The following is a 10866-nucleotide window of genomic DNA, read 5'->3' as shown; positions in this document are numbered from 1 at the left end:
AAAATCATACTTCTTGCAAGTAAAAAGCCTCATTCTTGTCGGAACACTTGAAAAATATCAGTTTTTGATCCTTATGATCCCAAAAGCCTTCTTAACTTGTGGGTAACGTTATGAATTCTTACGGCTACCAAAGCCTGTCAAGTTACTACATTGCGGGGTTTTTGAGACGGACCCAAATTCAAACTTTTCTACCAGGATAGGCCTAAGTGGCTTTATAAAGTGTGAGTCGTTCATTTTGAGGTTATTATGCTGATAAATCCTACAGAATTAAGGTATTTTCTGCGGGAAGGATTTAGGAAAGTTATGAATTCAAAAAGAAGAATATTCTAAAATTCGTAAAAAAAGGGAAAACGTAAAAACCAGGATTGACATTTTATTGAGATATCCGCTTTTTAACTTCAATGGGAAAAGATTGGGATATGCAATTTTTTTTCGATAAATTTTATTATAATTAAGGATTCATTTTCGAACATGCAAGGATTTAGTCACCGCACAGGGAGAATTTGAGGCATTATTTGGATGGCTGGATCCGAATTTCAGATTCTGTCTCATTTACAGGTGCCGGTCGGCATTTTGGATGATGATTTGCGTATTATAATATGCAATTCTTCTTTTGTAAAACTCTGCTCTTGTTTTCATAAGGGGGAGTTTAAGAACCAAGAATTGGGGCGGATACTCGCATTTCAAAATTCTTCTCTTTTGGAAAAATTTAAAAATTGTAAATTAGAGGAAACGATCTTTTTCAGAGAGCGGTTTCTAAATTCTCTCCGGAAAGAAATCGATCTCAAAGGAGCCTTGACTCGGCAAAAGTCGGGAAAAAAGGAACTTTTCTTTTTAGAGATTTTAGATTCGTCTTCGGATTTCAATTTAAAAACAAAAGAGAAAGAAATTGCGGTGATTGTCTCTAAAGTCTATCACGATTTAGAGGAGCCGATTCGAAATCAGACTACGTTTTTGAGGTTGTTGTCCGATAAATATTCGAACGGCCTAAACGAGAAGGGAAAGGAATTTTTGCAGATCAGCATAGATTCCGCACAACGTCTCTGGAGTCGAATTAACGGTTTACTTTCATTTTTAAGAATTGAAAAAGAAAAGAACGTTTTTCAAACGCTTTCTCTGAAAGAAGTTATAGAAGAAGCTCTTACATCGTTCGAAGAAAACTTCCTGAAGATCGGGGCTGAGGTGAATATCGAAGGGAATTTTCCTAAGATTGTAGGAAATTTCTTTCTTTTAAAGGAGCTTTTTTCGAACCTCTTGTCGAATTCGATCCGATTTAGAAATACGAACGTCTCTTGTCGACTTTTCATTTCTTATTCCGAAGGAGCTCGGTTTCACATCATTTGCGTTAGAGACAACGGGATCGGTGTTGATAGATTGGAAAAAAATTATTTCATAGATTTATTCAAGAAATATCATTTCTCGGAGGAGTTGTTGTCCGGGCCCGGAACCGGATTGTTTTTTTGTAAAAGGATCGCGGAACTTCACGGAGGAAACATAGAGATAGAAACTGATCGGACTTCTGGTTTTGGAGTGATCGTCCGTTTTCCTCGGGAGTTTAAGTTGGAACAATTATAGATAGAGAGTTTCCTTTTTATGTTTAAAGACACTTTTTCAGTCCTTTTAATCGAAGATTCGAATGCGGATTATAGGTTGATTCAGGAGTATCTGGGTGAATCTCGGAGCCCTTCCTTTCGAATCAGCCGTAGCGCTGATTTCTCTGCAGGGTTGAGTATCATCTCCAATGAAAGTCCCGATTTAGTGGTGCTGGATCTTTCTCTTCCCGATCGGACCGGTCTAGATGCGTTATCCGAAATCAAAAGAAAGTTTCCTCAAATTCCGGTGATCATTTGTAGCGGTGCCGAAGATGAGGAGATTACCGTGAACGCTCTTCAAATTGGAGCGCAGGATTATGTTCATAAAGGTAGGTTTGATTCTTACTCTTTAAGTCGTTCCCTCGTTTTCGCTTATGAAAGAAATCGTCTCGCTTTGGAACTCGAAAAGAAAAACGTCTTCGAACAAGAGAACGATGAAAGATATCGTTTGTTTTTTCAATACAATCCTCATCCAGCTTTCTTGTTTGAACATGATTCTTTCGAGATTTTGGAAATAAATCAGGCTGTTCTCGAAAAATACGGATACAAAGAAAAAGACTTAATCGGAAAAACTATTATGGAGATTTTCGAGCCTTCCGATTTCGAAAGAGTAAGGCAGGAAATCATTTCCTTTAAGTTCGGAGTCAATCGAGCGTCTTCTTTCGTTCACAAAAAAAGGGAAGGGGAGGAATTGATTGTAGATACCACCGTTTACAAGTTCCGTTATCGAAATCAGGTTTTGGATTTGGCTGTAGTCACCGACATTACTGAAATGGTTCGTAATCGGGAATCAATTCTTGCTACATTGGCGGAAAAAGACACTTTGATTCAGGAGATTCATCATAGGGTCAAAAACAATATGCAGATCATGGTTTCTCTTTTGAATCTTCAAGCGGACAATGCTATGTCTAGAAATCTGACCTCGAAGGAACTTTACAATTTGTTAAAGGATACAGAAAGTAGAGTGTTTTCGATGTCTTTGGTTCACAACGAGCTTTATAAGTCCAGTAATCTCTCAAACGTAGACTTCCATAGTTACCTGAATATGCTTTTGGAAAATCTTTGGAATTTATACGGTGTGGATCCGAATATTAAACATTCGGTCGAAGCTCGCGGTTTGATCTTAAGTATGAACATCGCGATTTCGCTCGGCCTCATCGTATGCGAGCTCGTCACAAATGCGATTAAACACGCTTTTTCGGAAAGATATCAGGGTATGTTGCGTATCGTTGCATTTTCCGAATCGGGAACTGTGATCGTAACGATTGAAGACAATGGGAAGGGGATTCCGAAAGAATTCGTAAATATGGATCACGACACTCTCGGGTTACAGCTTGTCAGTATTCTTACCAAACAAATTCAAGGAAAATTGAAATTGGAGACCTTAAATCCGGGAACCAGATTTGAAGTCCGATTCCCGGAGCAAAAATGAAACGGTTTGTTTATATTTTTTTTCCGCAACTTTTCATGGAAGAATCATAAGGATTTTGAACCTTATCTCCGGATGCGATCCATTTCTTTTTTACCATGGGACAATAAAAAACGTGAACCCCCGAAGATTCGTCTTTTTGAATGTAATCCTTTAAAGCCTCCGAAAGTTCCGCATAGGCTTCCAGTTTCGCTTTTTCACCGGCAGAGTTTTTGAGTTTCTCCGCCGCTTTTAAGGCCGGTACGATTGAGGAATCTCTGGCTGCTTCCTGTTGTAGAGAGGCGATCAACGGATCCACGAATACTTCTTTTCCGTTTAAAAAGGAATTATGGATTCGATCCAATTCGGACAAGATAGTAGGTCTTGTGGGGAGGATCGACTTCGCTTCCAAAAAGCCTGCCAGTATAAAAGCAAAAAAAGAGAATATTATGATTTTCTGCTTCATTTTATTTCTCCGTTTATACAACTTTTTTTAATTCCATAATACATTCCCTACAACTGTCCGCACAATTTTTGCAGATTTCATGGTGGGATTCGTGAACTCTACATTCCTTTTCACAGACTTCGCAGGCCTTGATACAGGTTGCGGCAATTTCCTTTGCGAATGGGGAATGAGAGGAACCCAAACTTACGAAGGCTTTGCAAAGCACCAAGGTATCTTTTACCGCTTTTAAGCAGTCCGCAAGCATCGTATCTCCTGAGGAAAGGCTTTCGTCACAGTGTGTGAGACAAATTTCCGAGCTTAAAGCGCACTTGGACGCCGCTTCGAGAACTTTTCTGTCCAGTTTTTTAGAGAGGTTTTTCTCGGATTTTTTTAATTCTGGATGTTTATGATCGGATCCTTTCGCTAAAAGCGAACCTGCGGATGCGAACGCCAGCAGGGCTGCAGATTGAGTGATTAGTTCTTTTCTAGTTAACATATAATATTCCTTAATTCTAAAGTTTAAAAAAACAATTTTTATAAAGATGGTAGGAGGGGAAAATTGAATCAAATCAAAAGTCTTACGGTGGAGACTAACTGAATGATGAATTTTCGAGCGTTGTAATTCGGATTTTGATCGTACGAACTTCTTTGAAAGAAAAAAATCCCGAGTGTAAAATGGAAAAAATTTTGAACCGCGGTAAGAACCGAAGAATAATTTTTGCCTAGTTCGGAAGTTTTAGGATGAATGGATTCGGATGATACGAATAAGTTACAGGCTGAGCAGGCATTGTCTGTAGAATCGTTTGTCCTTTCAGATCGATGACAGTTTTGTTCCACTGTTTGATTAGAAACACCGAATGCAGGACAATAATTTCCAGAAAGCATCACCGTAGAGCAAAAAAGAATAACGCTCAGGCCGAACATTGCTAAAAAAGTTGTACAACGTTTTATTTTTTTGCTCATCTTGTTTTTTAGACTCCGAAAATCAAAAAATCAGGCAAGAAGTTTTTAAAAATCGTTTGATTTCATTGGCAACTAGGTAAAGTTTTGTATTTCTTTCCTAGGTTGATTCGTTGCTTTGAAAACTGGGGAGAACATTCGTGATGAATTCCATTCTTATTTTAGACGACGCACAAGAGAATTGTATGTTGATGCAAGGTATCTTGAGGAAGTCGGGATACAAGAATACGTATACGAGTCAATCTCCGGAGGAAGTTATCGACTGGTTGAATTTAAAAAATCAGGATCCTCCTCAAAAAGAATGTTCTTTGATACTTTTGGACATTCTTCTCCCCGGAGTTACGGGATTTGAGATTCTCGAATTGATCCGCGAGAAGAAGGAGTTAAAGGATATCCCGGTTATTATGATTACCGCATTGAAAGAGTCGAATGTCTTGCAAAAAGCGTTTGATTCGGGTGCCATCGATTACGTCATAAAACCGTTCGATGCGACCGAACTTTTGGCGCGGGTTCGTTCCGCCCTTCGACTTTTCGAGGAAATGACTCGAAGAAAAGAAAGGGAAAAAGAGTTGGAAAAACTTACCGATCAGCTTCAAGAAGTGAATTCCTATCTCGTTGCGATTTCGAGGACGGATTCCCTTACGGGACTTTATAATCGGCGATACTTCGACGAGATTTTGACGACGGAATGGAAACGATGCTGGAGAACCGGCGCCGGTATTGCTCTCATCATGTTGGATATCGATCATTTTAAACTTTATAACGATACCTACGGACATCAAGGTGGAGATCAATGTTTGAAACAAGTTGCACGTGCAATTAGAGACTGTGCTAGAAGGGCGGGGGACGTGGCTGCAAGATACGGAGGAGAGGAATTTGCGGTTATTCTTCCGGAGACAAACGAATCGAATGCGGTCGTTGTAAGTCGGAATATTTTGGAAAACGTGGAAAAGATGGCGATTCCACATTCGGCTTCGAAAACGAATTCGATTGTAACGGTCAGTATCGGTATGGCTACTTTAAGTCCGAGTCCGGAAAACTCCATCACCGAACTGATTGAAAGAGCGGACAAGGCGCTTTATTTAGCTAAAGAAGAAGGAAGAAATTGTCTTCGATTTTACCCTCAGAGCGATTGAAATATTTTTTCGAATCGGTTTCAAAAATAATTTAGGACTGAATTCAAAATTGATTGAGAACGAATTTCGACGCGAAAAAAACTCCAAAAGATCAATTCGGATTCATCCATAAAAGTTGAATATCATTCACGTTCGTTCCGGTCGCTCCCGTAAAAACCAAGGAATCGGCCCGCTTTAAGACTTCGTAGGAGTTGTGGGTTTTGAGAGAGATACGTGCGTCGTTCGTTTTAGAAATTTTTTTCCAAGTAGTTCCGTCTACGATCGCCCCCGCGGCATCGGTCGGTCCGTCGGTTCCGTCCGTTGCAAGAGAAAGTAACGTAATTCCCTTACAGTCCGAGATTTGTTGAGAAAAGGCGAGGGCAAGTTCCTGGTTCCTTCCGCCTTTTCCGGAACCGTCGTGTGTTACCGTCGTTTCTCCCCCACATAGAATGAGTAAAGGAGAAGTCGTTGTTTTTATGTTTTCCCTGGCGATCGATCCTAAAAAGAAACCTGCTTCTTTTGCCTCGCAGCTTAAGGAGGAGGTCAAAAACAAGACAGGTATATTCAAATTTCTGCATTCTTCCTGGACGGACTCGATCGCCTGAGTTATGTTTCCGATACAATAAACTATGTTTCTTTGAGAATCGATTTTGATGAAACCTTTTGTGTTGTCGATCTTCCCCAGTGATTCGGAATCGTTTTCACGTTTTAAGGATTCTGGGGCGAGTTTCGTTTTTTTTCGTAAGACGGCTTTAATCTTGGGTTCAATAGATAAATTATATTGTTTGAATATTCTTAAAATAGATTTTTTTTCGATTATGGAATTGATTGTGGGTCCCGATGCCACTTTGGAAAGATCATTTCCGAGTACATCCGAAAGAATTAAGGTGATCGATTTTGAAGGAAGAATTTTTGAAAGTAGTCCCCCTCCTTTGATCGAAGACAAAAGAATTCGGATCGTGTTGATGTCTTGAATGTTGGCGCCGCTTGCGAGGAGCTTTGAATTCCATACGATTAAATCCTCCAGATCCAAACCGGGAGCCGGAACTTCCATCAAGGCGGAGCCTCCTCCTGAAAGAAGGACTAGGGCGGTATCTTCCGGTTGCAAGTGAGAGCAGAATTCCAAGATTTTCATTCCGCCTAAAACGCTGTTTACATCGGGGATGGGATGGCCCGCTTCCAAGATTTCTAAAGGTGGAAATTTTTTTCCGGAACTGTGTCCGTACTTAGTGAGAATGATTCCTGCGAAAATCTGAGGTCGTAAGACTTCATACGCCGCTTGGGCCATTTCTTCCGCTGCTTTTCCGACGGAAAGGAGAAGGATTCTCCCAGAAGGTTTATGTTCTAAAAGAAATTTACGAACGGCTGCACCGGGCAAAGATTTTCGAATCGCCATTCCTCCCAAATGGAATAGGATCGATTGAGGTGAATGGACATCTATATTTCCGCTTTGCAAAAAGGAGAGCCTAGGCATCGGTTTCCAAAGACGATTTCGTTCCGAAAAAAAGAAGCGTTTTTGATAGCAATGGATTCGGTAAACTTACTTTGGTTCTGTTTGGAAAGATTGATCCGTTCGAATTATTTCGATGAAAGGAAAAATTAAAAACTGTAAAGCCCTAAAATTAGATTGACATATGTCATGATGTTTGATGGACAAAGTCAGACATTAAAAGTCATATGTGCCGATAAAGTCGAACTTGATTGTAAAGAAGAGCAGTTTGTTTGAAAGTTTTTCGCTTCTATGGTCGCTCGACATAATTAGAAAAAGCGGGTTTCTTTTATCTCAAATAGAATGATAAATGTAAAAAAGGGATTGAAACTATTGAAATTTGATTTGGTTTTTGAATTTCCTGGAAAAATGAGAAAATGGCCGATAAGATAAAAAAGGAAAGAATTTGGCTATTTTGCGAAGTGTTTGAGTTGTTAAACCTAAAAAAAAGAAATTGTTTTTTTGTTGCGCTGCACAACAAAACATAGGAAAAACACATTGAATAATCTTCTTTTCTCTTTAGAAGAAGGAGGTGTGCATGTTTGAAAAAATGATCGAAGATTTTAAAGATTCCGTCAAGGAATCCGTTCGTATTCCTTTGGAAGTTCATAGTAAGACGGGAAATTATTCTGCAGAAATCGGGGGTTGGGAAGGTACGTCTATGAGTCTCAATCTAGAACGTTTTAATTCGGATTCTGTCGGTGAGTCTGCAACTTTGGAAGTTCGTATTCCGTTTTGGAAAGATCCGATTTTGCTCCATGGAACGATCACCGAAAAGAAAATCGTTCGTTCTAAATCCTTAGAGAGAATGACGGATCATGTCCTCCTGTTTGAATCTGATGCGATCGGGTTGGTTAAAAAATTCCTACCTAAATTTCCGGTGGATCTCAAAAACTGGAAACTTTTAGAATTTTCAAAAAAGGCGTTTTGATCCAGTCGAATCGATAAGTTTTAGCTTGTCGGTGATGTACCCGATCGACTAGGAACTGCTTTTCAATGCGCTTTCTTGATTGAATGTTTGTCCCGATTTGCTGTCAATTGATGCTAAAAGTTAAATTGAAGTCCAAAACCTGAAGAGAAATCGAACTCGTCCCAAAACCTCAAAATGTAGGAACTACTACAATTTTTGAGATCTTAAGAAAGAATTTACTCTTGAACGTCTATAATTTGATTTCCAATTCCAATGGAGCGTGATCGGAAAGCGGTTTGTCTCTATAAATCGATTGGCTTTTTACATTTTTTTTCAATTCTTCCGTTACAAAGAAGTAGTCGATTCTCCATCCTTTGTTTTTAGCTCTGGCTCCCGCTCGAAACGTCCACCAGGAATACTCCTGTTTTTCGGGATAAAGATAACGAAAGGTATCTACCCAACCCTTTTCTAAAAATTGAGTCAACCATTCTCTTTCTTCCGGTAAAAAGCCGCTGCTTTTTGCGTTCCCTTTCGGGTCGTGAATATCTTGGGGAGTATGTGCGATGTTTATGTCTCCACAGAGAAGGATGTTGGGCTGTTTTTTTCTTCTTTTGGCTGCCTCTTTCTGAAAAAGATCTAGAAATTTCATCTTTGCAGCCTGGCGTACTTCTCCTGTTGTTCCAGAAGGGAAGTAAGAGTTCCAAAGTGCAAAGTCCGGATACTCCAAATAGATACTTCTTCCTTCTTTATCAAAGAATGGATCTCCGAGGCCGATTGTAATTTTCTGCGGGGGTTTCTTATAAAGAACGGCGACTCCACTGTATCCTTTCTTTTCCGCGCTGTGAAACACAGGAGTATATCCACCTTCTTCCCAGAGAGAAGGTGAAATCTGTTCCTGAGTCGCCTTTGTTTCTTGAAAGCAAATGAAGTCCGGTTTTCTATCCCGGATATAATCGGAAAGTCCTTTTCCGAGAGAGGATCTGATTCCGTTGCAGTTGAGAGAGATGAGTTTCATAGGCAAGGTGTAAATTGGATGAATTCTCCTCCAGGGCAATTGTTTTTTGGGTAAATTTCAGATGCAGGAACAGTTCTTTCGGAAATTCTGGTTTTTTGATGGCAATACAGATTCTACAAGTTGGTTTGGAAAATCGGTCGGTTTTGAACCCGATTTTAGAACGTGCCAGAGAGGATTTGAGTTCTACTTTGAACCTCGTTAAACCGATTATTGAAGACGTGAAAAATCGAGGGGACATGGCTCTTCGGGAATACACCCGTAAGTTCGACAATGTCGCTCCGGATTCTTTTGTTTTAGACCTTTCCCGATTCAATCCTAAGATCGATTCGAAATTGGAGCAGGCCCTGAAGAAAGCAGCGGAGAATATCAAAACTTTCCATCAGATTCAAATTCCAGAAGATAAAGAAATCATAGTTCACGGAAATCGCCTCGGAATTCGCCATACTCCTGTCGAATCGGTTTCCGTTTATGCCCCCGGCGGAAAGGCGTTATATCCTTCCACAATTTTGATGGGTGTCATTCCCGCTAAACTTGCGGGAGTAAAAAATATTCAAATCGTTACTCCTCCACAACAAGGTTTTTTGCCGGATGGCCTTATCGCAGCCGCAAAGATTGCCGGTGCGGATCGTGTCATTCTTGCCGGAGGTGCGCAAGGAATTGCGGCGGCTTCTTATGGAACTGAAACGATTCCCGCCTCCGAATTTGTAATCGGCCCCGGCAGTAAATTCGTGACCGCTGCGAAAGTTTTTTTGAGCGGTCAAGGTGTGATCGGTATCGACAGCCCCGCCGGTCCGAGTGAAGTTTTAGTAATTGCGGACGATTCCGCAAATCCTATTTGGGTGGCGTCGGATCTTTTATCCCAAGCGGAACATGGGGAGGATTCGGTTGCGATCCTTTGTACGGATTCCTTGTCCTTTGCTGAAAAGGTCCGTGTGGAAGTGGAGAGGGCTCTTCAGGAAAGGCCTAAACGAGGTGAGATGAAACGAAAATCCATCGAAGACCACGGAAGAATATTCGTTTTTCCTAATTTAGAAGAATGTTTTTCATTTTCGAATTTATTCGCGCCAGAACATTTGGAAATCCAAACGAGGAATTTTAAGGAAGACCTGAAAAGGGTTCGTCACGCGGGTTCCGTATTTTTGGGAAATTATTCTCCCGTTGCCATGGGTGATTATATCAGCGGGACTAACCATATCCTCCCTACCGCGGGTGCCGCGAGAATTTATTCTTCTCTCGGAGTTTCCACATTCTTAAAAAAAGTGACATGGCAGGAAGTTTCGAAGGAATCGCTCGAAGATCTTTATCCTCACGTCAAGGCCCTTTCCGAATTCGAAGGCCTCGACGAAGAACACGGAACCTCGGTAAAAATTAGAATTTGAATCTTATGATTATTTGTAGAACTCCAGAAGAGATTTCGGTTCAGGTCCGTAGGTGGAAGGCGGAGGATAAAAAGGTGGGTTTTGTTCCCACAATGGGTTATCTTCACGAAGGCCACGCAAGTTTGTTCAGGGAATGCCTGTCCAAGGCGGATAAAACCGTAGTTTCGATTTTCGTGAATCCCGCTCAGTTCAACGATCCAGAAGATTATGCGAAGTATCCGATCAATACGGACGGGGATCTGAAAATCTGCGAATCCGGTAAAGTGGATCTTGTTTTTTTGCCCGAAAAGGAAACGATATATCCAGAAGGAATTCCGAATGTCGTATTACAAGTTCCTCATTTAATGAGAAATCTTTGTGCGGTTTCCAGGCCGGGCCATTTCGAAGGTGTGCTTCTTGTGATCTCTAGGCTGTTTCACTTTGTGAAGCCTGATTTTGCGTTTTTTGGTAAAAAAGATTATCAACAATATCTTCTCGTCAAAGAGTTTTGTAAAATTCTCGCGTTTCCGGTCGAAGTTATTGGCTGTGAAACGATTCGTTCCGATAAAGGATT

Annotated in this window: 11 protein-coding genes (1 of these 11 only partly in view); 6 read left to right on the top strand and 5 right to left on the bottom strand. The window is 40.7% G+C overall.

Going from position 1 to position 10866, the window contains the following annotated elements; genetic code table 11:
• Positions 1-519: 519 nt before the first annotated feature.
• Both CLV95_RS16300 and CLV95_RS16295 read left to right on the top strand, forming a co-directional pair.
• The gene (locus tag CLV95_RS16300) at positions 520-1575 is read left to right on the top strand and encodes a sensor histidine kinase (protein ID WP_002733866.1); all 1056 of its coding nucleotides are present in this window, start codon (positions 520-522) and stop codon (positions 1573-1575) included.
• Between the two features lie 18 nt (positions 1576-1593).
• Positions 1594-3024, top strand: a complete 1431-nt coding sequence (locus tag CLV95_RS16295; RefSeq protein WP_002733834.1) for a sensor histidine kinase — start codon at positions 1594-1596, stop codon at positions 3022-3024.
• Between the two features lie 10 nt (positions 3025-3034).
• Here the strand turns inward: CLV95_RS16295 and CLV95_RS16290 are convergent, their stop codons facing one another.
• The 3 genes from CLV95_RS16290 to CLV95_RS16280 form a co-directional block, all read right to left on the bottom strand.
• The gene (locus tag CLV95_RS16290) at positions 3035-3466 is read right to left on the bottom strand and encodes an LIC13259 family plasminogen/vitronectin/complement-binding protein (protein ID WP_002730886.1); all 432 of its coding nucleotides are present in this window, start codon (positions 3464-3466) and stop codon (positions 3035-3037) included.
• 13 nt (positions 3467-3479) lie between these two features.
• Positions 3480-3941: a four-helix bundle copper-binding protein gene (locus tag CLV95_RS16285; protein ID WP_002730733.1), complete on the bottom strand. Its 462-nt coding sequence runs from the start codon at positions 3939-3941 to the stop codon at positions 3480-3482.
• A gap of 68 nt (positions 3942-4009) precedes the next feature.
• Positions 4010-4408, bottom strand: a complete 399-nt coding sequence (locus CLV95_RS16280) for a hypothetical protein (RefSeq protein ID WP_002733788.1) — start codon at positions 4406-4408, stop codon at positions 4010-4012.
• 140 nt (positions 4409-4548) lie between these two features.
• Here CLV95_RS16280 and CLV95_RS16275 point away from each other — a divergent pair, with 140 nt between their 5' ends.
• Complete coding sequence (locus tag CLV95_RS16275; RefSeq protein ID WP_002730937.1) at positions 4549-5541, top strand: GGDEF domain-containing response regulator; 993 nt, start codon at positions 4549-4551, stop codon at positions 5539-5541.
• 91 nt (positions 5542-5632) lie between these two features.
• Here the strand turns inward: CLV95_RS16275 and CLV95_RS16270 are convergent, their stop codons facing one another.
• Positions 5633-6994, bottom strand: a complete 1362-nt coding sequence (locus CLV95_RS16270; protein WP_002730924.1) for a glycerate kinase type-2 family protein — start codon at positions 6992-6994, stop codon at positions 5633-5635.
• 553 nt (positions 6995-7547) lie between these two features.
• Here CLV95_RS16270 and CLV95_RS16260 point away from each other — a divergent pair.
• Positions 7548-7940: a hypothetical protein gene (locus CLV95_RS16260; RefSeq protein WP_002733808.1), complete on the top strand. Its 393-nt coding sequence runs from the start codon at positions 7548-7550 to the stop codon at positions 7938-7940.
• A gap of 229 nt (positions 7941-8169) precedes the next feature.
• On the opposite strand, the gene CLV95_RS16255 is transcribed toward CLV95_RS16260, so the two are convergent.
• Positions 8170-8934, bottom strand: a complete 765-nt coding sequence (locus CLV95_RS16255; RefSeq protein WP_002733804.1) for an exodeoxyribonuclease III — start codon at positions 8932-8934, stop codon at positions 8170-8172.
• Between the two features lie 98 nt (positions 8935-9032).
• Between CLV95_RS16255 and hisD the strand changes: the two genes are divergently transcribed.
• Together hisD and panC are read left to right on the top strand one after the other, a co-directional pair.
• Entirely contained in the window at positions 9033-10313 is a 1281-nt protein-coding gene (gene hisD, locus CLV95_RS16250) for a histidinol dehydrogenase (RefSeq protein ID WP_002730783.1), read from the top strand.
• Positions 10314-10318: 5 nt separating this feature from the next.
• Positions 10319-10866, top strand: the 5' portion of a protein-coding gene (gene panC, locus CLV95_RS16245; protein WP_002733888.1) for a pantoate--beta-alanine ligase. The gene runs 310 nt beyond the window's last position; only the first 548 of its 858 coding nucleotides appear in the window; the start codon lies at positions 10319-10321; the stop codon falls past the right edge of the window.

Source organism: Leptospira borgpetersenii serovar Javanica, from assembly GCF_003046425.1.
Classification (GTDB): Bacteria; Spirochaetota; Leptospiria; order Leptospirales; family Leptospiraceae; genus Leptospira; species Leptospira borgpetersenii.
Note: the sequence above shows the minus strand (reverse complement) of the source record. Positions and strands in the feature narration are given on the sequence as shown.

Excerpts from the sequence above, each read along its gene's own strand:
- CLV95_RS16290 (WP_002730886.1), bottom strand. The coding sequence starts at position 3,466 with ATGAAGCAGAAAATCATAATATTCTCTTTTTTTGCTTTTATACTGGCA.
- CLV95_RS16255 (WP_002733804.1), bottom strand. The coding sequence starts at position 8,934 with ATGAAACTCATCTCTCTCAACTGCAACGGAATCAGATCCTCTCTCGGA.
- CLV95_RS16280 (WP_002733788.1), bottom strand. The coding sequence starts at position 4,408 with ATGAGCAAAAAAATAAAACGTTGTACAACTTTTTTAGCAATGTTCGGC.
- CLV95_RS16270 (WP_002730924.1), bottom strand. The coding sequence starts at position 6,994 with ATGCCTAGGCTCTCCTTTTTGCAAAGCGGAAATATAGATGTCCATTCA.
- CLV95_RS16295 (WP_002733834.1), top strand. The coding sequence starts at position 1,594 with ATGTTTAAAGACACTTTTTCAGTCCTTTTAATCGAAGATTCGAATGCG.
- CLV95_RS16285 (WP_002730733.1), bottom strand. The coding sequence starts at position 3,941 with ATGTTAACTAGAAAAGAACTAATCACTCAATCTGCAGCCCTGCTGGCG.
- CLV95_RS16275 (WP_002730937.1), top strand. The coding sequence starts at position 4,549 with ATGAATTCCATTCTTATTTTAGACGACGCACAAGAGAATTGTATGTTG.
- hisD (WP_002730783.1), top strand. The coding sequence starts at position 9,033 with ATGGCAATACAGATTCTACAAGTTGGTTTGGAAAATCGGTCGGTTTTG.
- CLV95_RS16260 (WP_002733808.1), top strand. The coding sequence starts at position 7,548 with ATGTTTGAAAAAATGATCGAAGATTTTAAAGATTCCGTCAAGGAATCC.
- CLV95_RS16300 (WP_002733866.1), top strand. The coding sequence starts at position 520 with ATGGCTGGATCCGAATTTCAGATTCTGTCTCATTTACAGGTGCCGGTC.